23 protein-coding genes are annotated in these 23,542 nt (G+C 37.6%); 14 read left to right on the top strand and 9 right to left on the bottom strand.

The annotated features are described in order from the left end of the window. Window positions 1-13: 13 nt before the first annotated feature. Both ACTJKN_RS12040 and ACTJKN_RS12035 read right to left on the bottom strand, forming a co-directional pair. Window positions 14-1,159: an outer membrane beta-barrel protein gene (locus ACTJKN_RS12040; protein WP_440825251.1), complete on the bottom strand. Its 1,146-nt coding sequence runs from the start codon at window positions 1,157-1,159 to the stop codon at window positions 14-16. 38 nt (window positions 1,160-1,197) lie between these two features. Beyond that, a complete protein-coding gene (locus ACTJKN_RS12035) occupies window positions 1,198-1,836 on the bottom strand; it encodes an RNA polymerase sigma factor (protein WP_245224491.1) in 639 nt (212 codons plus the stop codon). Between the two features lie 174 nt (window positions 1,837-2,010). Between ACTJKN_RS12035 and ACTJKN_RS12030 the strand changes: the two genes are divergently transcribed. Next, entirely contained in the window at window positions 2,011-2,868 is an 858-nt protein-coding gene (locus ACTJKN_RS12030) for a hypothetical protein (RefSeq protein WP_440825249.1), read from the top strand. 57 nt (window positions 2,869-2,925) lie between these two features. On the opposite strand, the gene ACTJKN_RS12025 is transcribed toward ACTJKN_RS12030, so the two are convergent. Together ACTJKN_RS12025 and greA are read right to left on the bottom strand one after the other, a co-directional pair. Continuing rightward, window positions 2,926-3,324, bottom strand: coding sequence for an HIT family protein (locus ACTJKN_RS12025; protein ID WP_029276725.1), 399 nt, complete (start codon window positions 3,322-3,324; stop codon window positions 2,926-2,928). 100 nt (window positions 3,325-3,424) lie between these two features. Beyond that, the gene (greA, locus tag ACTJKN_RS12020) at window positions 3,425-3,898 is read right to left on the bottom strand and encodes a transcription elongation factor GreA (protein WP_029276724.1); all 474 of its coding nucleotides are present in this window, start codon (window positions 3,896-3,898) and stop codon (window positions 3,425-3,427) included. Window positions 3,899-4,219: 321 nt separating this feature from the next. Between greA and ACTJKN_RS12015 the strand changes: the two genes are divergently transcribed. Continuing rightward, complete coding sequence (locus tag ACTJKN_RS12015; protein ID WP_440825247.1) at window positions 4,220-6,100, top strand: M1 family metallopeptidase; 1,881 nt, start codon at window positions 4,220-4,222, stop codon at window positions 6,098-6,100. 68 nt (window positions 6,101-6,168) lie between these two features. Here the strand turns inward: ACTJKN_RS12015 and ACTJKN_RS12010 are convergent, their stop codons facing one another. Together ACTJKN_RS12010 and ACTJKN_RS12005 are read right to left on the bottom strand one after the other, a co-directional pair. After that, window positions 6,169-6,645 carry an OsmC family protein gene (locus ACTJKN_RS12010; protein ID WP_440825245.1) on the bottom strand — a complete coding sequence of 159 codons (477 nt, stop codon included), beginning with the start codon at window positions 6,643-6,645 and terminating at the stop codon, window positions 6,169-6,171. Window positions 6,646-7,644: 999 nt separating this feature from the next. Next, window positions 7,645-8,571 carry an NAD(P)-dependent oxidoreductase gene (locus ACTJKN_RS12005; RefSeq protein WP_440825875.1) on the bottom strand — a complete coding sequence of 309 codons (927 nt, stop codon included), beginning with the start codon at window positions 8,569-8,571 and terminating at the stop codon, window positions 7,645-7,647. Window positions 8,572-8,786: 215 nt separating this feature from the next. On the opposite strand from ACTJKN_RS12005, the gene ACTJKN_RS12000 reads away from it, so the two are divergent. The 4 genes from ACTJKN_RS12000 (at window position 8,787) to ACTJKN_RS11985 (ending at window position 14,520) form a co-directional block, all read left to right on the top strand. Next, window positions 8,787-11,273, top strand: coding sequence for a TonB-dependent receptor domain-containing protein (locus tag ACTJKN_RS12000; protein WP_440825243.1), 2,487 nt, complete (start codon window positions 8,787-8,789; stop codon window positions 11,271-11,273). A gap of 105 nt (window positions 11,274-11,378) precedes the next feature. Further along, window positions 11,379-11,933 (top strand): NUDIX domain-containing protein, encoded by a 555-nt coding sequence (locus ACTJKN_RS11995; protein ID WP_440825241.1) that lies wholly within the window; start codon window positions 11,379-11,381, stop codon window positions 11,931-11,933. 1,329 nt (window positions 11,934-13,262) lie between these two features. Beyond that, a complete protein-coding gene (gene tnpA / locus ACTJKN_RS11990) occupies window positions 13,263-13,682 on the top strand; it encodes an IS200/IS605 family transposase (protein ID WP_440825240.1) in 420 nt (139 codons plus the stop codon). 79 nt (window positions 13,683-13,761) lie between these two features. Next, entirely contained in the window at window positions 13,762-14,520 is a 759-nt protein-coding gene (locus tag ACTJKN_RS11985; RefSeq protein WP_440825238.1) for a lysophospholipid acyltransferase family protein, read from the top strand. A 136-nt stretch (window positions 14,521-14,656) separates the two neighbouring features. Here ACTJKN_RS11985 and ACTJKN_RS11980 read toward each other — a convergent pair whose 3' ends face one another. Together ACTJKN_RS11980 and ACTJKN_RS11975 are read right to left on the bottom strand one after the other, a co-directional pair. Next, window positions 14,657-15,406 (bottom strand): LytR/AlgR family response regulator transcription factor, encoded by a 750-nt coding sequence (locus ACTJKN_RS11980; protein WP_440825236.1) that lies wholly within the window; start codon window positions 15,404-15,406, stop codon window positions 14,657-14,659. Between the two features lie 54 nt (window positions 15,407-15,460). After that, the gene (locus tag ACTJKN_RS11975; RefSeq protein ID WP_440825234.1) at window positions 15,461-16,486 is read right to left on the bottom strand and encodes a sensor histidine kinase; all 1,026 of its coding nucleotides are present in this window, start codon (window positions 16,484-16,486) and stop codon (window positions 15,461-15,463) included. 262 nt (window positions 16,487-16,748) lie between these two features. Here ACTJKN_RS11975 and ACTJKN_RS11970 point away from each other — a divergent pair, with 262 nt between their 5' ends. From ACTJKN_RS11970 to ACTJKN_RS11955, 4 genes are all read left to right on the top strand, one after another. After that, window positions 16,749-17,006 carry a hypothetical protein gene (locus tag ACTJKN_RS11970; protein ID WP_440825232.1) on the top strand — a complete coding sequence of 86 codons (258 nt, stop codon included), beginning with the start codon at window positions 16,749-16,751 and terminating at the stop codon, window positions 17,004-17,006. Window positions 17,007-17,011: 5 nt separating this feature from the next. Continuing rightward, the gene (locus tag ACTJKN_RS11965; protein WP_440825230.1) at window positions 17,012-17,920 is read left to right on the top strand and encodes an ABC transporter ATP-binding protein; all 909 of its coding nucleotides are present in this window, start codon (window positions 17,012-17,014) and stop codon (window positions 17,918-17,920) included. Window position 17,921: 1 nt separating this feature from the next. Further along, entirely contained in the window at window positions 17,922-18,719 is a 798-nt protein-coding gene (locus ACTJKN_RS11960; protein ID WP_440825228.1) for an ABC transporter permease, read from the top strand. A gap of 118 nt (window positions 18,720-18,837) precedes the next feature. Further along, the gene (locus ACTJKN_RS11955; RefSeq protein WP_440825226.1) at window positions 18,838-20,406 is read left to right on the top strand and encodes a M28 family metallopeptidase; all 1,569 of its coding nucleotides are present in this window, start codon (window positions 18,838-18,840) and stop codon (window positions 20,404-20,406) included. A 97-nt stretch (window positions 20,407-20,503) separates the two neighbouring features. Here ACTJKN_RS11955 and ACTJKN_RS11950 read toward each other — a convergent pair whose 3' ends face one another. Next, window positions 20,504-20,734: a response regulator transcription factor gene (locus ACTJKN_RS11950; protein ID WP_057931491.1), complete on the bottom strand. Its 231-nt coding sequence runs from the start codon at window positions 20,732-20,734 to the stop codon at window positions 20,504-20,506. 292 nt (window positions 20,735-21,026) lie between these two features. On the opposite strand from ACTJKN_RS11950, the gene ACTJKN_RS11945 reads away from it, so the two are divergent. From ACTJKN_RS11945 to ACTJKN_RS11930, 4 genes are read left to right on the top strand one after another with little or no spacing between them, the layout of a single operon-like run. Beyond that, window positions 21,027-21,395: a hypothetical protein gene (locus ACTJKN_RS11945; RefSeq protein WP_440825224.1), complete on the top strand. Its 369-nt coding sequence runs from the start codon at window positions 21,027-21,029 to the stop codon at window positions 21,393-21,395. Between the two features lie 3 nt (window positions 21,396-21,398). Beyond that, window positions 21,399-22,043 (top strand): hypothetical protein, encoded by a 645-nt coding sequence (locus tag ACTJKN_RS11940; protein WP_440825222.1) that lies wholly within the window; start codon window positions 21,399-21,401, stop codon window positions 22,041-22,043. Beyond that, entirely contained in the window at window positions 22,010-22,801 is a 792-nt protein-coding gene (locus tag ACTJKN_RS11935) for a sensor histidine kinase (protein ID WP_440825220.1), read from the top strand. Before ACTJKN_RS11940 ends, ACTJKN_RS11935 begins: the two co-directional genes overlap by 34 nt. A gap of 4 nt (window positions 22,802-22,805) precedes the next feature. Further along, window positions 22,806-23,447, top strand: coding sequence for a response regulator transcription factor (locus tag ACTJKN_RS11930; RefSeq protein ID WP_057931495.1), 642 nt, complete (start codon window positions 22,806-22,808; stop codon window positions 23,445-23,447). Window positions 23,448-23,542: the final 95 nt, after the last annotated feature.

Genomic DNA, 23,542 nt, shown 5'->3' with positions numbered 1-23,542 from the left:
GGTTAAAACACGATTAATTCTTCCTGCCAAATAAATTCATATTTAACGAAACAGCCACACCTGTTGATGATAATTTAGAATTTCCGTAACCAATATTGGTTAATGGGATTTTCATAAAAGGTTTAGCACTAATGCTTAAATTATTATTTATTTTGTGTTGAAACTCAATACCAACATTGGCTATACCTAAATAATGCTGATTCTGGTTTCTGACTTCGTAGCTTTGAGGGCCTTGATAATCTCCATTATAAGAATAGCTGTATTTCTCTTTCAACATTAAATAACTAGATAAACCTGTACTCACTGAAATCGAATTTCTACGACCATCAAAAACCTTATAGTTCACATTAATTGGAATATCAATTACATCGCAATTGGCGTGAATATTTGCTGGACTTGCCTTAAAAACATAATTGCTGTTAGGGTTGTATTGGCTAAAATCTGAGTCGTAAATTTTCTTAGCATAGGCTGCCCCGGTAGTAACACTTAATTTCTTTGTTAAGAAAAGCGTAGCTTCTACCCCAAAACTGCCACTTAAACTACTTTGTCCCGATTTTTGCACACTGGTTAAATCGGGTGCAGCCAGAATGCTCAACACAAATCGTGGTTTTCTCTTAAAAATTGGGTCTTTAATTCTTGGCATTTTGCCTCGAATAGGCTCAGTTACAAGATTTTGTTTTTCAAATTCTACAAGTTTGGTTTCAGTATTAATTTCTGGATTATAAATCACATCCGCTAAAAGGTTATTATTACTACTATTACCTGTCTCAATAACTTTTGGGAAAATATCGTGGACAAATCCCGTCTTGGTTAATTTTTGATCTTTGCTATTTCCCTCTCCTTTATTATTATCTGTCAATAAACTTTCTCCCCTATCCTTGGTTGACGAATCATTGTTGGTTGGCTTTTCGATTAAACCGCCTTCATTATTTAAAGGTTTGTTATTCTCATTTTTGTGCGGTGTTTTCACCAGTGAATTGTTTTTTGACTGGTCACTATTCGGTTTAACCAATAAAAATACAACTAATAACATTGCGGCTACTGCAGCTGCCGCAGTGAGCCAAATAATAGGTACAACCCTCCTCTTAGGTGTTGGATGCAATCTCTCCTCCAGATTATCCCAATCTAAATCATTAAAAGGAAGATCAGGATTTTCCAATCCATCCTTAAATAATTTATCTATATCTTTTCCCGCTCTCATTGCATGTTTGTATTTAACCTCACCTGTAAAAGGTTTCTGTCTACCTCCGAACTCCTTACCTGGTAAGTTTTCGCATCTGTAGCTTTTAGCATTTCCTGTAATTTCTGTCGTGCCTTAAACAGGTTCGACTTTGATGTTCCTATCGATATTCCCAGCATTTCAGCAATTTCCTCATGGCTATAGCCATCTATAGCGAAAAGGTTAAAAACCGTTCGATAAGCCGGACTTAGGTTTTGAACCAATGCTAACAAATCATGATAGGCCAATTTATCGTACACAGAGTTTGTGTGTGCAATATTTTCGTGATCCTGAATATCTACATGATCGGCAAACTTTAAATTGGCACGATAATAATCAATGGCAGTATTGGTTATTATCCGACCGAGCCAAGGCAAAAAGGCCTTCGAAGTTTCATATTTGGTTATATTTTTAAAGGCCTTAAAAAAGCCATCGTTCAGTATCCCTGCAGCATCCAGCCGATCGTTTGCATAACGCAAACAAATTCCCATAGCAAAGCTATAGAAATGTTTGTATAGTGCCTTTTGACTATCCCTTTCATTTCTAACGCATCCTTGAATATACTTTTGTATAATATCTTCACTATCGCGGCTAGCGGTCACAGGTTCTCCTTTCAAAATAGATTACGGTAAGAAATTACAAAAGGTTGCCTCAAAAAAGTATTTTCTTTAAAATAATTATAATTCGTTTGGTTATGCTAAAATTCTGTTTTCAACAAGCAACCATTTACTACCTGACGGCGTAATAGCAGCATATTAATGATTAAAGTTAAAACTAAAAACAAAAATCTTATGCTAATCTACTTAAAAAGAAATCTATTGGCTGCATTGTGCATAGCCATGGTGTTTAGTGCCTGCAAAAAAAATAATTCAGACGAACCTACAACACCACCCAATAACAATAAGGGAATTCAATTGGCAACTGATGCCAAATTCGGATCGGTGCTAACTGATAAAGATGGTAAAACCTTATACTTTTTTGCATCTGATGCTGCAGGCGTACCAACCTGTACCGGTGGTTGCGAAACCGCATGGCCACTTTATTACTCAGCCGATGCCAGCACCGATTTAAACCTGAACAAAGCAGAAGTTGGAGAGGTTACCCGTGCCGATGGCCGTAAACAAAGCACTTACCGTGGTTATCCACTTTATTACTTCGCTAGCGACGTTGCAAAAGGAGATGTTAAGGGCGATGGTGTTGGTGGAATATGGTTTGTGGCTAAACCTGATTATTCGTTAATGTTGGCCAATGCACAATTGTTCGGGAACAACACCAATTATACCAGTACTTATGCTGTAGGCAATGGCAACACCATTTACCTAACCGATAGCAAAGGCCGTACCTTGTACGCTTTTGCACCAGACAAAAATGGTGTAAATACATATACCAAGAGTGCTACACAAGAAGGTATTTGGCCGGTGTATGAATCTGAAGTGCTTAATGTGCCCTCGGCTGTTGCAAAAGCCGATGTTGGCGTAATTACTGTGGCTACAATTGGCAAAAAACAGTTAACTTATAAAGGATGGCCATTATACTACTGGGTATCAGATCTAAAAAGAAGCGATAACAATGGCATAGTAATTGGAAAAGGGCCAGGTTTAACTTGGCCGGTATTACAGCTAAATGCTACAGTTGCCCCAGCGCAATAAAAATATTTGAGTTAGGCGGGTAGAATGGTCGGCTGGTGTTTTCACAGCCGGCCTTTTTTATACTTCTAATAAGGCTTGTTTAATTTTTTCGGCAGCCTCAGCCAACTCCTCGCTGGTTGGCTTTAATTTTTCTTTACTAAAGTTCATGTCGCTTACATTATTCATTGGTATTAAATGAATATGAGCATGCGGAACTTCCAATCCAATAACCGAAACACCTACTTTTTTGCAAGGGAAAGCTATTTTTACACCTTTAGCTACAATTTTAGCGAACATCCAAAGGCCAACATACAGATCTTCTTCCATATCGAAGATATAATCGGTTTCAATTTTCGGAATAACCAAAACATGCCCCGCCGTTAAAGGCTGAACATCTAAAAACGCTAAATATTCTACGGTTTCAGCAACAACATGTGCACTGATTTCGCCTGCAACAATTTTTGAAAAAACAGTCATTAAGGTGTAGGGTTAAAGGTGTAGGGTGTAAGGACTGGGCGGTTAGGGTTAAGCGTTTGGCGAAAGGCGTATTAACCGCTTACCACCAAACGCTATCCGCTTATCTCGATATTTCTAAAACTTCGAACTGCATTTTACCTGCCGGCACTTCGATTTCGGCGAACTCGCCTACCGATTTACCTAACAAACCTTGTGCAATTGGCGATTTAACAGAAATTTTTCCTGTTTTTAAATCTGCTTCTGTTTCAGCTACCAACTGATAAGTCATGGTAGCACCGTTTTTAACATTTTTTATTTTAACAATCGATAAAGCAAGTACTTTCGATAAATCCAATTTAGACTCATCAATTAAACGTGCGTTTGCCAACGTATTCTTTAATTTTGAAATTTTTGCTTCATGCAGACCCTGCGCTTCTTTAGCAGCATCGTACTCTGCATTCTCCGATAAATCACCTTTATCCCTTGCTTCTGCAATTGCTTTAGATATTAGCTGACGACCGGTGGTTGTTAAATAATGAACTTCCTCTTTTAATTTATCTAACCCCTCTTGGGTGTAGTATGTTACCTCTGTCATTGCTCTATTAATTTTATTCAAACGCTATAAAAAACAAACAAGACTATATAGTTGGTTTGCTACATAGTCTTGCTTCAATTATAACGAAGATAAAATGTGGAAATTACAAAAGCAAATAAAAAATTAACAAGCGATCAATATTTTAACCTTTTATGACGCTCAAGGTTAATTTCAGGCATTAATTAGGCCTTAAAATAAAGATTAACACATTCGTTCCTTATAATAATTATATGCAAGAATCACCCCAATGGTAACATTCATTTATACACTTATCCAAAATTCAATCATAAGTTATATTTTTAGCTAAAATTATTCGTAAAAATGAAAAAGTTATTATCTATTGCCCTACTCATTTGTTTGGGTGGTTATACTGTTTCTGCCCAGGAACTTTATATGCCTAGAAATATAAAAGCAGCATATGCAAAGGGCACCCGTGCTATGAACGGAAAACCTGGCCCTAACTATTGGCAAAACCATGGTAAATACAACATGGATATTAAGGTAGATGCCAAAACCAAAGTAGTGAGCGGCAAAGAAGAAATTTTGTACAGCAACAACAGCACCGATACTTTAAAAACTTTGGCCATTCGCTTTGTAAACAACCTGCACAAACCAACCTCACCGAGAGGTGGTGCCGTGAGCGAAGATTTTTTGAGCACAGGCTTAAACATCATCTCCTTTTCTGTTGATGGTGAAACTTATAAAGTCGACAGTAAAGACTGGGGAACAGTTGGCAATGTAAAGCTGAACAAGCCATTGCTACCAAAATCGAAAATTGCGGTTAAAATAGAGTGGGATTACCCCCTATCCAAAGAAAGTGGTCGAGAGGGGCAGATTGATCCAAACTCATTTTTTGTGGCTTATAGTTATCCGCGTATCTCCGTGTATGATGATTATAACGGCTGGGACCGCATTCCACACACCGATAGAGCCGAGTTTTACAACGACTTTAATGATTACGAATTCGCAATCAGAGCGCCCAAAAACTATGTGGTTTATGCAACAGGCGATTTCCTGAATCCAGATGAAGTGTTACAACCAGAAATTTCTGCACGTTTAAAAAAATCATACAACGGTGATGAGGTAATCCACATTGCTACCGAACAGGAAATGAAAGATGGCAAAGTAACCTTACAAAAAGACTGGAACACCTGGAAATTTGCAGTAAAGCACATTACCGATGTTACTTTTGCTTTGAGCAACCATTATGTTTGGGATGGCGCCAGTGTGATTGTAGATAAAAAGACCAACCGCCGTGCAAGTGCCCAGGCTGCCTACAATCCAACTACCGGAACAGATTTTATCAACTCGGTTAAATACAACCTTAATGCTTTAAATTGGTTCTCTAACAATTGGCCGGGCATCCCCTATCCCTATGCTAAAACAATTGCTTTTCAAGGCTTTGCCGACATGGAATATCCGATGATGGTTAACGATTCTCAATTTGGCGATCCTGTTTTTGCACAATTGGTTCAAGACCATGAAGTAGCACATACCTACTTCCCCTTTTACATGGGCATTAACGAAACCCGTTATGCCTATATGGACGAGGGCTGGGCGACAACATTCGAATATTTAATCGGTATTGCAGAACACGGCAAAGAGGCTGCTGATAAGTTTTACAAAAACTTTAGGGTAAATAAATATATTAATGATAAATCGACAGAAGAAGATCAACCGGTAATTTCCATGTCCGATCAGGTTTCGGGTTCGGGTTATGGGAATAACTCCTATGGAAAGGCTTCATTATCTTACCTGGCCTTAAAAGATATGCTGGGTGATGAGCTATTTAAAAAAGCATTGCATACCTATATGAGCAACTGGAATGGCAAACATCCTATTCCATGGGATTATTTTAACTCCATGAATGCCGGATCTGGACAAAATTTAAACTGGTTTTTCCAGAATTGGTTTTTCACCAACAACTATCTTGATCTAGCCATAACCAAAGTAACACCTGCAAAAGGGAAATCGACCGTAACCATTAAAAATATTGGTGGCTTTGTTATTCCTTTTGATGTAGTGGTTACTTATACCAATGGAAAAACTGAAACGATTCATAAAACGCCGGCGATTTGGAAAGCAAACCAGAAAGCGGTGAATGTAACAGTGAATACAGCTAAAAAAATAAAGTCAATTGCTTTAGATAATGGCATTTATGTAGATGCTACGCCAAAAGATAATGTTTGGGAAAACAAATAACTCAGTTCTCAGTTGGCAGTTAACAGTTTGTAGTTAACTGCCAATTGAAAATTGCAAACTGAAAGCTGTTAACCGTTTTCTGCTTTACAAGTAGGTTCGTGTTTAACCGGAAAATTTAATGAATTGGCAATAAAACACATCTTATTTGCCTCGTGATGTAGCAAAGCTGCAAGTTCGTGATGTGCCTTATCGGCTATTAAAACCTGTGGATGAAGGGTAACCTCTTTAAAACGTCCACTTCCATCAGCCGATTCTTCCATTGTACCTACTGCCTCATCTTTATAATCGATTACCACGATCTCGTTTTTAGAGCATAAGTGTAAATACCAGAGCATATGACAGCTGGATATTGAGGCCAATAACAGATCTTCAGGGTTATATTTAGATTTATCACCTAAAAAAGCAGAATCAGACGATCCTGAAATATCGGCTTTACCTTTTACTGAAATTACATAATCGCGATCGTACGAACGGTAATCCATTGTACCCGAGCCTTTATTGCCCGTCCAAGTAACTGTAGTTGAATATAAATGATCTTTCGGCATGATAAAATTGGTTAGATTGTATAGCCAATTTAAGAAAATAAAATTGAGTTTATCTATTTTTTAGACCTATATGATTTCCTGCGAAAATCTGCTAGGCCGGATAGCAGGATGCAGATAGTGTGGTGCAGAGACAGGCATCCGTAGATTGATTACTTTGAAACTATGAAGGGAGACGCTGGGTCGTCATCCGATAGCTATCGGATCCCGCGAAGGTGGAAACCTTAAGCCATGAGCGGCTAATATATTCGTGCTTTTTGTATTTTGCCTTCCCTCATCATTTTCCATACCCCAATACCGACACAGCTGTGGTCCAAAATAACCCCAGGCTATGTTTTGCTTCACCTTTTATTTAGCTATTGTTAACCCGCCAACCTAAAGCGATGCAAATCTTTGACATCGCTGATCTTCAACGTGACTCTATCTCAACCAAAGCAGGTGCGAAGCAGTAGGCAAATAGGTATACAGCAGGGTGCAGGCAAGCCTGGCCGGAAGGTGGCCTAAACGTGGGGTAAATGTGGCGTAAAGGTGGGGTTTCGGGTTTTTAATCAGATCGATTAAATTGAATAATCATTCTTTTGTTTAACCAAATATACTAAAATTATGGCGCTCCGGAACGGAATAATCAAAATTAACGGGCAACTGGGCGATCTTGTTTTTTACAAATCAAGAAGTAACTACAAGGCAATGCTCAGTGTCATTAAGTTAAAGCAGAATGTGTCAGTTTGAACCTGTCAAAGACCTTTAATTTTTGAAAATAAAAAAAATGCCCGCAACATGCTCTGGATGGCAATGCTATTTTTGTTTTCCTCTTAAATGGCAGAAACAGTAGTTTATTTTAGGGTTTGAAGGTCACAACCGCTCTGTATGAACCTGATCCGATAGCTATCGGATGTAATGATTTCAGACATTAAGTCTGGGAGTAATGGAAAGCAGGACAGAACCTCGAATACTGACAGTGCTCCTGCTTTCCAAATTAAACTAAGTTTGGATTATGATTCACTAAAAATTAAGATCCCTTAACTTCTCAGCCAAAACCTCCGAAATTTTACGGTAAGAATCGAATGTCCAACCACCAACATGTGGCGTTAAAATTACCTTTTCGTTATTTTTAAGTTCATCGTACCAAATCTGTTCGCCCAGTGCAGGAAATTTTTCTGTTTGCAGCACATCCAGCCCGGCACCTAAAATCTTTCCGCTTTTAATTGCGTTCAACACTGCTGGCGTATTTACAATTTCGCCCCTCGCGGTATTGATAAAGAAAATTGGCTTTTTAAAATGATAAAGATACTCGTCGTCAATCATTTGCCTGGTTTCGGTTGTTAAGGGAATATGCAAGCTCAGTACATCACTGTGTTTCACAATTTCTTCCATGCTTACCTCGCGGGCAAAAGCATCAGAAAAGCCAGTTTTATACTTATCATAGGCCATTACATCTACCTCGAAACCCGCCAGTTTCTTCGCAAAACTTTGCCCCATAAAACCATAACCAATAATCCCTACCTTTTTGCCTTTCAATTCGTAACCACGGTTACCTTCCCTATCCCATACTCCGTTTCTAATCTCAATATCGGCCCTGCGGAAGTTGTTCATCAACGATAAAAGCAGACCCGTAGCATGTTCGCCAACGGCATCACAATTACCTTCGGGCGCATTAATTAGCTCGATATTTCTTTCGAAAGCGATTTTATCATCAATATTATCTAAGCCCGCACCCGCTCTTGCCACAAACTTTAAGTTTGGAGCGGCAGCAAAAATTTCGGTGTCTATCCTAAATTTCGTTCTTACCGCAATACCTGTATAATCTTTTATTTTATCTAATGTTTGTTGGCGGGTAATCTGTGGTTCATCATCAACCTGGTAGCCCATAGCAATGGCCTGCTCTTTAAATGCAGGGTGCAAATCATCAACAATTAGTATCCTCTTCATCATACACAAAAGTAACATTTTGCAGATTGTTCAGTTGCAATATTCTTTATTGTTTTAGCCAGACTGAAAACTGCCAATTGATAACAGCCAACCGGAGATTGACCCACAAAAATATTACTATAAAATGGCTGTAATAAAATAGTTACGGCTCCTTAATTAAACTTAGTTGCCGTTACTTTGTCTCCCTTTACAAAACACACGAAATTTTATTTTTAATGAGACTTTTACAATTGAGAACAATACAGATTACCCTTTTACTTTTAAGCTTATCTTTTAGTCTTTTCGCGCAAACAGGTGGAAAAGCAAAAATTACCGGAGTACTTAAAGATGCAAAAACACAAGAAACCATTCCATTTGCAACCGCTGTTTTAATTGATAAAGCAACAAGCAAAAATGCAAAAATTGCCCAAACAGATGTAAATGGTGCATTTGTGATGGCAGATATTCCAACCGGAACTTTCACCTTTAAAATAAGCTTTGTGGGCTACCAAACCATGGTTAGAGATAACGTGGTAATTACTGCTGCTACGGGTACATTAAATTTTGGCGAGATTAAAATGAATCCTTCAAAAGGCAATATGCTGAGCGAAATTACTGTAACAGGCCAAAAACAAGGCATGCAAATGGGGATCGACAAAAAGATTTTCGCTGTAGATCAGAGCGTAATCAGCGAAGGTGGCTCAGCAGGCGATTTATTGCAGAATGTTCCTTCTGTCTCTACCGATATGGATGGCAATGTGAGTTTACGCGGTTCTACCGGAGTTAAAGTGCTAATTGATGGAAAACCATCTTTAATTGCTGGCGGTAATGTAGCACAAATCCTTCAATCAATCCCAGCCAGTTCTATCGAAAGCGTTGAGGTAATTACTAACCCATCGGCTAAATATGATGCAGAAGGTCAATCAGGGATCATCAACATCGTATTAAAGAAAAATACGAAACTTGGCTTTAACGGCTCAGTTGCATTAACTGCAGGTAACCGCGATAACTATAATGCCAACACTAATTTAAGTTTTCAGAACAGTAAGGTCAATATTTATGGAAACTATGGCTATCGTTACGGCAATCGTGTTGGAGGTGGCTTTCAGGATATTACCTACAAATCAGATTCATTGAGAACAAGATTTGCCAGTCAAAATACAGCCTCCAGATCATTGGATAAAGGACATAATGCCAAAGCGGGTATTGATTATTATGTAGCTCCTAAAAGTGTAATCAGCTTATCAGGAGGTTTTAACTCAAGAGATAATGAACGTAACGAGCAGCTCGACATCAGACAATTAGATAAAAACCATTCGCCAGTTCTACTAAGCAACAGAACGAATAGCACCGACGGTTTTGGAACAAGTTATGATGCAAATTTAGATTATGTACAAAAGTTTAAGAAACCGAAGGAAGAACTAACCTTTAATTTTGGTTATTCTTACGGCACGAATAATAGCGATCAGTATTATAGCACAAATACCACTAACCGCAATGGTGTACCCATTGATGAAACCTTAAGTTTGCAGCGCGTTTTTAATACGGGCAATAACACCAATTACAATATCCAGACTGATTATGCATTACCTGTAGGTAAAGCTGGTAAAATTGAAGTTGGATACCGCAGCCAGATCCGCTTAGGGGAAAATGATCAATATGCAGATTCGATCCCTACAAATACGAATATTTATGTCAGTAATAATAAATTAATTAACGGTTTCGACAGTAAGGATCAGGTGCACGCACTTTATTTCAATTATCAGAACCAGATTAAAGATTTTGGTTACCAAATTGGATTAAGAGGAGAAGATGCACGTTTAGATACACATTTAGAAGGTTACACGGGCAATGTATTAACCACGGCCGAAGGAAATATCCACTACAAAAGGATATATCCAAGTGTTTTCTTAACGCAAAAATTAAAAGGCGATAATCAACTTCAATTGAGCTATACTCGCCGCGTAAACCGCCCTCGCCCTTGGGATACCAATCCGTTTTTGGATGTTTCGGATCCTTTAAACTATAGAGGTGGTAACCCGAATTTATTGCCAGAGGATGTACACTCTTTCGAATTGGGTTATAGCAAATACTGGAAAAAAGTAACTTTAACTTCAAGCTTGTATTTCCGCCAAACCAATGATGTAATTCAACGGGTAAGAAGTACCCCTGTTAACGGAATTATTACTTCAACCCCTCAAAATTTAACGAATCAAATCAATAGTGGTTTAGAATTAATTGGCCGTTTTGATCTGATTAAGGCTTTAAATTTTACCACTAACGTAAACTTATACCAGGCTAAGTTTGCCGGTGATGCACGATTTGACATTCCATCAAGCAGTGGCTTTAGCTGGAACGCCAACATTACCGGAAATTTAACAGTAGTTAAAAATTTATCGTTACAGGTGCGTGGTGATTATAGGGCGCCAGAAGTGATGGCACAGGGAAAACGTAATGCGATGTATGGGGTTGACGGTGGAGCCAAATACGATTTCCCTAACAAAAAAGCATCTTTAAGTTTCAATGTTAGAGATGTATTTAACACCAGAAGATGGAGCATGACCACTGAAGATAGAGCCACAATTGTTGATTTTGAACGCCAGTTTCAGGGAACAATGGGAAATTTAACCTTCTCTTACCGCTTTGGGAAAACTACATTTACCGGTACGAATAAAAAGAAGAAAGAAGAGCAGGACAACCGCCCTGATGAAGGATCATTCTAATTTTAACCAAGGGTGCTTAGAAAAATCTAAGCACTTTTTTTTGCACTAAATTTCTTCAATACAATTTCTTCCTTATAAAACTATAACAAGTTGTTATCTTGCAGCATGGAAGAGATCAACCCTTGGAAAACACTAGAGAGCGAGGTAAAGTACGATAACAACTGGATCCGCTTAACCGAACATCAGGTAATTAACCCCTCTGGCGGAAAAGGAATTTATGGTACCGTTCACTTCAAAAACCTGGCGATCGGAATCCTCCCGTTAGATGAAAATTACAATACCTGGCTGGTTGGTCAATATCGGTACGCCCTTAATGCTTACAGCTGGGAAATTCCCGAAGGTGGTGGTCCATTTCACGAAGCATCGCTAGAAAGCGCCAGAAGGGAATTATTGGAAGAAACGGGAATGAGCGCCAGAAGATGGAAAGAGATCCAAAGAATGCATTTGTCTAACTCGGTGAGCGATGAACTGAGCATAATCTATGTGGCCACTGGTTTAATTCAGGGTATCGCGATGCCAGAAGAAACAGAACAACTCGTGGTAAAAAAATTGCCCTTTGATGAAGCCTATCAAATGGTTTTGAATGGAGAGATTACCGACTCGATAAGCGTTGCCGCAATTTTAAAAGCAAAGCTGATGATAATGAATGGCGAATTGTAGCTCGGAAAACCACCAAATGTTCCTAACGGAACATAAAAATATTGCATATTTTTTTCTACCCGGCATATGTCCCGATGGGACATTAGGGGCAATCTGGTAAATTATAAGATTTTTTTAAAAAAAATGGGCACACATTTATTTACCCTAAGGAACAACTCATGGTTAAAAAATTGCCATTTGACGAGGCTTATCAAATAGTTTTGAATGGAGAGATTACCGACTGGATAAGCTTTGCCTCAATCTTAAAAGCCAAGCTGATGATAATGAATGGCGAATTGTAGCTCGGACAACCACCAAATGTTCCTAACGGAACATAAAAAATATTGCATATTTTTTTCTACCTGGCATATGTCCCGATGGGACATTAGGGGCAATCTGGTGAATTATAAGATTTTTTTTAAAAAAAATGGGCACACCTTTATTTACCCTAAGGAACAACTCATGGTAAAAAAATTGCCATTTGATGATGCTTATCAAATAGTTTGAATGGAGAGATTACCGACTGGATAAGCTTTGCCTCAATCTTAAAAGCCAAGCTGATGATAATGAATGGCGAATTGTAGCTCGGACAACCACCAAATGTTCCTAACGGAACATAAAAATATTGCATATTTTTTTCTACCCGGCATATGTCCCGATGGGACGTTAGGGGCAATCTAATGAATTATAAGATTTTTTTAAAAAAAATGGGCACACCTTTATTTACCCTAAGGAACAACTCATGGTAAAAAAATTGCCATTTGATGAGGCTTATCAAATAGTTTGAATGGAGAGATTACCGACTGGATAAGCTTTGCCGCAATCTTAAAAGCCAAGCTGATGATAATGAATGGCGAATTGTAGCTCGGACAACCACCAAATGTTCCTAACGGAACATAAAAATATTGCATATTTTTTTCTACCCGCCATATGTCCCGATGGGACGTTAGGGGCAATCTGATGAATTATAAGATTTTTTAAAAAAAATGGGCACACCTTTATTTACTCCAAGCGCTTATTATTTTGTTACTAAATCTATAAGCTGTTCCGTAGGAACAAATCCTAGGTAGATAATACAAATTGCAATTTTCGTTCCGTAGGAACGTTTCGTGACCAATAAAAGATGCTACATCTTTTATAATTCAAAAAATTATACCTAATTTAAGATTGCAAAACAATGCATCGACCCTTATTAATAAGATATTTGTTTTAAATTGCTAATGCAACCCCTAAATATTAAATCATCCTAAAAATTATTAATGTCCAGTATGGGCATTTCCTCGGTAGAAATTGTACACAGCAATTTTCGTTCCGTAGGAACGTTTGATTATGATTTAAATTTAAAATACCATGCCGAATACCTATACCCAATTGCATATTCAATTTGTTTTTGCCGTTAAATTTCGCGCCTCATTAATTCATAAAGATTGGAAAGAAAGGCTTTTGAAATATATCACAGGGATATTTCAGGCAAATAACCATAAAATGATCCAGATCAATTGTATGCCAGATCATATTCACATCTTTATCGGTATGCGGCCCCACCAATCCATTTCCAGCCTGATCCAGAATGTAAAAACAGAAAGTTCAAAATGGATTAATGATCAGAGATTTTGTAAAGTTAAATTTGCCTGGCAAGAAGGTTATGGTGCATTCTCTTATTCAAAAAGCCATGTTCAACATGTTATTCAATACATCCAAAACCAGGAGCAGCACCATAAAAAGGAAAACTTTTTTACAGGAGTACACCAGTTTCTTAAAAACGTTTGAGATTGGATACGAAGAAAAATACATCTTCAAAGAACCAGAATAATTTATTATTATCTTTGCCACCTATTAAATCAACCAGATGAGCAAGCTTTTCGGATATATTTTAAGCCCTATTTTTTATATTTTCTTTGGATTAACACTTTGTATCTTCCATCCTATACAATGGATTTGTTATAAGCTTTTTGGCTATAAAGCGCATAAATTTTCGGTAGATATCCTTAACTTTTTCCTAACCTACTGCCAGATCTTTCTATTCAATTCAATCAGCTTTAAGAATGAATACGATTTACCAACAGATAGACCAATTATTTTTGCCGCAAATCACCAGAGCATGTACGATATCCCTTCGTTAATTTGGTTCTTAAGGAAACACAGTGCAAAATTTATCTCTAAAATTGAGCTTACCAAAGGTATTCCATCCATATCTATTAACCTGCGTTTAGGCGGCGGGGCAAATATTAACCGAAAAGATAACAAACAGGCGATTTCCGAAATCATCAAGCTTGGCCGTAGAATGAAAGAAAACAACTGGAGCACTGTTATTTTCCCAGAGGGGACCCGAGCGAAAGATGGTCAGCTGAAAACATTCCAATTTGGAGGTATTGCCACCATATTAAAAGTAGTACCCAATGCTTTGGTAGTGCCCGTGGCAATAGAAAACTCGTGGAAAATTGTTCGCTTTGGCATGTTTCCATTAACCACGGGCAATGCGCTAAAATGGACAGTTTTAAAACCGATAGAACCGGGCGTAAAAACGCCAAATGATATTACATTGGAAGTAGAAAACGAAATCAGGAAAGTTTTAGGTCAACCAATGGCGCAGGTTGCCACTTTATAATTTTCATTAATCTCTTTAAAGATCCTTCGACTCCGTTCAGGACGACAATCGCGGCAGGATCATTCCGTGGTTTCTGTGCTTCCGTGGCATTAAAGGTTAATTATTTGAACTGGTTAAGCGCCTAACGCCAACCGCACTAAATATTCTTATTTCCGATTACCCTGAAAAATTCATCGCGGTAAGTATCGCCAACAGGGATAATCTTCTGATTGATGGTAATGCGGCTACGCTCGATACTTTCAATTTTATCAACAGCCACAATATAAGATTTGTGTACCCTGATAAACTGACCTTGAGGTAAAGCTTCCTCCATCTTCTTCATACTCTGTAGCGTAATTACACGCTCATCTTTCGTAAATATCGAGATATAGTCTTTCAAACCTTCGATAAATAAAATATTGTGCAGATAGATTTTTTGAATCTTATGCTCTGTTTTAACGAAAATATAATCCTGAACAGGATTTGCTGAACCAGAAAACGGTGCAGGTGTAACGATGGGCTGTGCTACACTCGCAGGAGCTTCAATTGGTTTGACCTGATTGTGTACTTTTTCTACTGCTTTGTAAAAACGGTCGAATGCAATTGGCTTTAAGAGGTAATCCGAAACATTTAGGTCGTAACTTTCTAAAGCGTACTGTGGGTAAGCGGTAGTTAATATATAGTGGCATTTATTGCCGGCAATTTTTAAAAACTGGATTCCGGTCAGTTCAGGCATTTGAATATCTAAAAACACAAGATCAATCCCTCCGCCCTGAACAATCTGCAAGGCTTCAATAGGGTTTTCACACCTTTTAACCATGGTTAAGAAAGGTACTTTCGAAATATAATCCTGTAAAATATCAAGCGCTAAAGGCTCATCATCAACAACAATACAGTTTAAGTTCATTTTAGGTTATTATTTTAATTAATGATTTTATCCGGGTTATGGTTAGTTATCGGATTATATATCAATCATCAGTTCGCAGGTATAATGGGTAGCCGAATTTACAACATTTAATTTATATCTATCAGGATAAACCAATTGTAACCGTCGTTCTACATTAGTTAAACCAACCCCTCCCTGCGCATCTTTATTCTGTTGGTTCTTTTTATTTACTACACTAAAATGCAAAATCTTTTGGTTGGCAATGATATTAATTTTTACCGGTTCGGCCGGATCGGTTACTACACCATGTTTAAATGCATTTTCTACAAATGAAATCAACATTAAAGGAACGATTTTTTGATTGTCGATTTCACCATTTAAGGTAAGCTCTATATAGGCGCCATCCTTAAACCTTATTTTTTGCAATTCGATATAACTGGTTAAATAGTCTACTTCTTTGCTTAGCGCTACTGTTGGTGTATTGCTCTCATAAATCATGTAACGCATAATCTCTGAAAGCTTCATAATGGCATCGGCTGTTTTATCTGATTTCTGATAGGCCAGTGAATAGATATTGTTTAGCGAATTAAAAAGGAAATGTGGGTTTAACTGCGATTTTAAAAACTGGAGCTCCATTTCGCGGCGTTCACTTTCTAAATTCCGCTGAATCCTTTCGCTTCCGAACCAATCGGTGGTGAATTTGATAATGCAGCTGCTGATCATGAAAAAACCGCCAATAAAAGCTCTACCTGCAAAATATTCATTCACATTATATTCTGCTTTCCCCCCTTTTACCATCATCATATCTGCAGGATTTAACACCGCAATAATTGTCTTAATTAAGGCAGCAACTGCAATCATCAGAAAAAAAGCGAGAACATAAAGCCAATACTTTTTTCTTCTCTTAATAAGTTCAGGGATTAAAAAAATATAGTTTATGTAGAAAAGGGAAACATTCAGGATTCCAAATAGCCCAAATGAAATTAATTCTCGTTTTAATGTTATTTGCGAATCAGCTGTTATTACAATAACAACAGCAGCTACCAATATTATTGCCCAGAAAATGCTGTGCAATATTAAAGCTCCCTTACTTTCTTTCATTTACAAGTTGTTTAACAATAAAAAGCAGTTAACCAGCATATTTTAGTACTGCTTCTTTCATGCATCCAAAATAAATAAAGTTTTATCGATTTACTTACACAATCTACCAACGGGCATTTTTTTTCTACCAACGGCCCAATAGGCAAATTTTATCGACAAACGCCAAAAATGTCTGTTGATCTAGAATCTTGAACACTTGGTATAATAGATTTTAGCAGGTTGTTTTTCTTGAGTTTCTTTGAATCATCAAAACGAAAACAAAATGAAAACATCATCAGCAATCAACTTAAAAAATCAAACAGTAGTTACTGATGGTATTTTCGCAACCGCTCAAATAAAACTATCAATCATGAAAAAGTTAGCAAACACATCGCCATTTTTACTTTTATTATTACCAGTATTTATGATGATTATTTTAACACTTACGGTTAGCACCAGTCAGAATGATGCAGAAATAGTTGTAAAACCTACAAAAACATCTGGTTCTGTTGTGAAACAAGTAACTGCTATTTTCAAATAGAAACAATGGGTAATTACGCTATCGAAACTGTAGGTTTAAACTTTAACTTCGGCAACCAGGTTATTGTAAAAGATCTTTCCTTACAAGTACCAAAAGGCAGCATTTATGGTTTCTTAGGCCCAAATGGGGCTGGAAAAACAACCACCATAAAAATCTTGCTTAACCTGCTCAAATCCCCTTCTGATCAGGTTTTTATATTTGGCAAAGAAATAAACAGTAATCGCATTGCTACCCTTAAGCGCATAGGTGCCCTGGTAGAACAGCCAGCCATTTATGGCCATTTAACAGGAAAAGAAAACCTCGTTAACCGCTGCATTTTACTGGGCATAAAAAAATCAAAAGCTGATGAAATGCTCTCGCTGGTAGGTTTGACAGAAGCAGCAAATAAAAAAGCCAATAAATATTCATTAGGCATGAAACAACGGCTGGGCATTGCGCAGGCACTAATTTCAGATCCTGAATTACTCCTGCTGGATGAGCCTACAAATGGTTTAGATCCAAATGGCATCATTGAGGTAAGGAACCTTATGATCGATTTAGCCACAAAACACCAAAAAACAATATTGGTTTCAAGCCACTTATTGGCAGAAATAGAAAGAACAGCAACCCATGTTGGCATTATAAACAAAGGTCAATTATTATTTCAGGGCACCATTAACGAACTTCATTTACTGAGCAAACCTATGCTCGAAATCGAAGTAGACAATATCGAAAACGCAAGTTCGCTTTTAACCAAATCGGGTTATGAAATTATGGCAAAAACCGATAGGATAATTACTATACCCTTTACTTCCTCACAAAAAAGTGGAGAACTAAATACATTACTTATCCAAAATGGTTTCACGGTGAGCAGTCTTTATCAGCAACGAAAAGACCTCGAAAATTTATTCCTTGATATTACCAAAACAAACTAACATGCACGCTCTTTATATTTCTTTAGTATCAGAATTTTACAAATCCAGAAAAACCTTAGCTTTCTGGGCAGCTATATTATTACCAATTATTATTTGCGGGTTAATCAGCTTTGGTTTTTATTCCGACGCTGAGAAAATCATTGCCAGGCATTATCCTCCAATGGTATTATGGGCACATTACAGTGGTGCAGCGCTCGGTGTAATGGGATTTTTGATAATGCCCTTCTATGTTATATTCATGGCCTTTTCAGTCAATAATATCGAACATAAAAACGATACATGGAAAATGTTATTTGCTCAACCCTTAAATAAATTTTCGATTTATGCGGCAAAATACCTATATGCTGTGTTGTTAATATTTATCTGCTTATTCTTATTTGCTACACTTACCTACGCCTTTGGCCACTTATTACAGGTATTGGTGCCTAAGCTTAATTTTAATCAATACAACCCGCTAAATATCCTGGTTAACTCTTACGCCAAATTATTCTTATCCTCTTTAGGCATTTTATCGCTACAGTTTATATTAAGCTTGCTATGGGCCGATTTTCTTAAGCCAATGGGCATTGGTTTTGTTGGCACCATTATGGGCATCATTACCGCAAATGTAGGTTGGAAATATGCATACCTGATCCCTTATTCATTACCTGCTTTGTCTTTAAAAATGACCAGGGTAAAAAAAGAAGGCAATCCGCTTGATTTCCCGGTTTTTACGCAGGAAATATGGACCAGTTTGATTTATACTTTGGTTCTTTTCATTATTGGCTATTTTATTGTAACTAAAAAGAGCATAAAATAGTTTCAATCTGTAAATTTAGGTTTTAGGGCTGTGATCATGTAAAAATCTCATTGGAAAATAATTTGAAGTGGTTTAAAGTGTATTTTAGACTAAAATCAACCACCAAATTATTCATAAAATGATCAAAAAATTTACAATCATAGCATTGGCCTTTGGCCTGTGCTTTTCAGCTTTTGCACAAGACACCCCTGATGCAGCTGTAGTACAAAAAATAAGAAAGGAAGGCCTGGAAAATTCGAAAGCAATGGATATTGCTTTTAATTTAACTGATGTAAGCGGTCCCCGTTTATCAAACTCTCCGGGATTAAAAAAGGCACAAGATTGGGCTGTAAAGCAACTAACCGATTGGGGATTAAAAAATGTACACCTTGAAGCCTGGGGAACTTTCGGTAAAGGCTGGCAGATAGACAAATACTATGCCGCCACCACACTTCCTTATTACCATGCCATTATTGCCTCTCCTAAAGCATGGACACCTGGAACAAATGGCCCGATCAAATCGGAGGTCATTTTAATCAAGGTCGATAGCGTTACCGATTTAGCGAAATACAAAGGCAAATTGGCCGGAAAAATCGTTATGATGGATCAGGGTGCCCCATTAACAAGTGGCATTAAGCCCGATTTTTTGCGCTATGCCGATACTACCCTGGCACAGATGGCCGCAGCAAAACCACAGGCTGCAGGCCAAAGGCAGCGTCCAACCAGTGGACCAATGGCCGATAGAATGGCGCAGATGATGAAAATGCGTGAAATCCGTGCGGCAATGAGTGCCATGCTGGTAGAAGAAAAAGTAGGTTTAATTTTAACTTATGCCCGTGGCGGACAGGGGACGTTTTTTACCAGTAACGGTGCTTCTTATGCTTTGGATGCAAAACCGGTATCGCCAGAACTTGAAGTTGCCGCAGAAGATTTCTTGCATATATTGCGTCTTTTACGAGCTGGCAAGCCTGTAGAAGTTGAAGCTGATATCAAAACCTCATTTTACGACCAAGATCCTCAAGGATATAACGTAATTGCCGAAATACCTGGAACCGATAAAAAACTAAAAGATGAAGTGGTAATGATTGGCGGGCACTTCGATTCGTGGCATGCGGCAACGGGCGCTACAGATAATGCAGCAGGTTCTACCGTAATGATGGAAGCCATGCGTATTTTAAAAGCGATAGATTTTAAACCAAAGCGCACTGTCCGTATTGCACTTTGGAGCTCAGAAGAGCAAGGTTTATTTGGATCAAGAGGTTATGTGGCAAAACATTTTGGTGATCCGAAAACTATGGTATTAATGCCAGATCAGAAAAAAATATCAGCTTATTACAACCTTGACAATGGAACGGGGAAAATCCGCGGCGTTTATTTACAGGGCAATGCAGCGGCTGGTCTGATTTTTCAAAGTTGGTTAACACCTTTTAACGATCTTGGCGCTACCACCGTCACCATTAATAACACAGGTGGCACCGATCATCAGGCCTTTGATGCCGTAGGCATCCCAGGTTTCCAGTTCATTCAGGATCCTGCCGATTACAATACCCGTACCCACCATAGCAATATGGATACTTATGATAGGCTTGTTGAGGATGATTTAAAACAGGCAGCAACCATTATTGCTTCTTTTGTTTACAATACTTCGCAGCGCGAGGCACAGATTCCAAGAAAAGAGCTACCTGCTCCACAACCCGCAAGACCTTAAACCCTTACATTGTATAAACAAAAGCCTGCTGATTTGACTTTAGTATCAAATAGCAGGCTTTGCTGTTTAGAATGAGAGGTTATGCGTATCTTAACCCTTATAAGGATAATATTCTTTCTTTAAAGGCCCAAACAATTAATTGATAAGAATTTTTAAGATCAAGCTTTCTTACCATATTTCTTCGATGCGTATTAACGGTATGCTCGCTGATAAAAAGCATTTCGCCAATTTCTTTACTGTTGTAACCCATCGATAACAGGTGTACAATTTCAACTTCCCTTTCACTGATCGAACTGTGATTTTCCCGTAGCAGGATATTGTTTATCATTTTTGAAAGAATTAAATGGTTAATGTTTCTATAATCAAGCTTTATAAAAAAAATAGACTTATTTTAAAATAAGTTCAAAATATTTGTTTTAATAGGGCCCACCGCATTCATCGTTTACAATCGCAAATTATTCAGCTGTTATTGTATACCAAAAGTAGTGGTACGCCGCAATTCGCCGTTAGCGCAAAACGCCCTAAATGAAAGGGTATTTTTACGGTATTTTTATTGCAAATACCTCTTGCCGATACCCTTATTATTATCGATTTTTAGAGAAAATCAAACAAATAAATTTATGAGTCAAAAATTAAATTCGGAACCAATCGATAAGAAGGTTGCGCAGGCCATGGTTGATGCCTATGCTGTAGAAGCAAGAAAATTCCCACAGTCCTTCACCAAAGCCGTATGGTTTCCGGCAGAGCAGATACTGGAAATTGCAAAATTAATGAGCGAAGGAAAATATGATGGGTTAAGGCTCTATTTTGCACAATATACCGATGTTTTACCTGAAGGGGTAAAAAAAGGATCTGTAGGTAAAAATACTTTATTATTGGTACCTACTACTGCATGCGAAAGCAATGATGAAGAACATGAGGACGATCTTGACGACATAGGAAACAGAGGTCAGAGCTGTCCGGAATATTGTGAAGGCACACAATTATAAAGAATGAGGTATTTAACTCCGATATTTATAGCAGAAGTTATCTGTTTTATAGCTGCTATTGCAATCATATGGAAAGATAAACATGCTTTTGGGAAAGTAATTACGTGTTATTTAGGCATTGCATTAGTTACTGAGGAAGCCGCTGCCTATCTTGCTATGAGAGGTATACATAATTTATGGCTATTTAATATTTATATTGCTTTTGAAATCAGTGCAATATTATATGGCCTGTACTACTGCATAAAAAAATATACCAAACCTAAATCTATATTTATTATAGGTTTAGGCATTATAGCCCTAACCTATATTTTCTTTTTAACCACCAAACCTTTTACCGATTTAAATACGATTACCATTAGCGTGATGTCTGTCATTTTCACGTTTTATTGCCTCTATTATTATTATTTGCTATTGAAAGATGAAAACTTTATCGAAATTAAAACTCATCCTGAATTTTGGTGGGTAACAGGCGTTTTGTTTTATTACTTTGGAAGTACCACGGCGAATATTTTTGATGGGTTATTTACGGTTAAATTTATGGGCTTTGCTTTAAAATTCCTTATTTATATCCTGTTAAACCTTATATTATATAGCTTTTGGTTATATTCCTTTATATGCAGAATGAAACAACAAAAATTGCAATCTTAGTTGCCATTGCAACTTTAGTATTTCTTCTTATGCCTGTGTTTTTGATTTTATATATCAGATCTTATACCAGGCATAAAAAGAACCATTTTCTGGAAAAGCAGAATATGCAGCAAAAATTTGACTCCGAAATGCTTCAAACCCGGGTTGAAGTTCAGGATCAAACGATGCAAAGTATAGCCACAGAATTACATGATAATGTTGGCCAACTGCTCAGTCTTACTACACTCACCTTAAACTCTGTAAATTTAAACGATGGAGAAAAGGCCAGGAAGAAAATCGACAATTCGTTAGCCCTTGTTAACAAATCAATTAAAGAATTAAGGGAGTTGGCAAAACTATTACATGGCGAGCAACTGGTAGAAAATGGCATTGGCCACGCAATTGATCAGGAAATTAACTGGTTGAATAAAGCTGGTTCTTATGAACTAAAGATCCACAACCAATTAATCGATCTGCAAATTACATCGCCGAACAAAGATTTAATCATTCTTCGTTTATTGCAGGAAATCATCAATAACATCATAAAGCATGCCCAGGCAACCTATATTCAGATCGATTCGTACCTGGCAGACCATACTTTACATTTAAGGGTTGCGGAAAACGGGGTTGGTTTTAACCCTGAAGAAATTAAATCAAAAAAATCGGGAATGGGACTAAATTCTATTTATAAAAGAATTGAGATGATCAATGGAAAATTAATATTAAATTCGACGCCAGGTGAAGGCACTTCCATTTCAATAGAAGTTCCCTACCCTTAATTGTATGCAAGACCAAAGTATCTCTATCGCTATTGTTGATGATCACACGCTTTTCCGTTCCGGATTGGCCAGCCTATTGGAAGAATTTGACGAGATAAATGTCACGTTTGAGGCTGTAAACGGATTAGATCTCCAGTCTAAAATAAACAACCATAAACACGTTCAACTGGTATTAATGGACATTAATATGCCGGTAATGGACGGCTTTGCAGCAACCAAATGGGTTAAAACCAATCATCCGAATGTACATGTGCTTGCATTAAGTATGCTTGAAGATGAAAAAGCGATTATCGGGATGCTTAAAGCAGGTGCCGGAGGATATATGCTTAAAGAATCAACCCCATCAGATCTGCTGACTGCAATTAAAGTAATAGTAGACAAGGGTTTCTATGTAAACGAACTGGTATCTGGCAGACTTTTGGTAGCATTGAAAGACAGCGATCAAAAACCAGTATTCTCTGCAAGAGAACTTACATTTTTACAATATTGCAGTACCGAACTTACTTATAAGGAAATTGCAGACCTCATGAACGTTAGTCCACGTACAGTAGATAACTACCGAGAATCTCTTTTTGCGAAGCTGAATATTAAATCGCGAACCGGGTTAGTGGTATATGGTATCAAAAATAACCTGATTACAATATAGCCTCCATCTTATCAGCCCTTCACAAAATGCTCATTTACAACAAAATAAACACTTAAATCTATTTACATTTCTTAAAGTAAGATCTTAAAAGAGAG

The organism is Pedobacter sp. 22163, assembly GCF_052045595.1.
Classification (GTDB): Bacteria; Bacteroidota; Bacteroidia; order Sphingobacteriales; family Sphingobacteriaceae; genus Pedobacter.
Note: the sequence above shows the minus strand (reverse complement) of the source record. Positions and strands in the feature narration are given on the sequence as shown.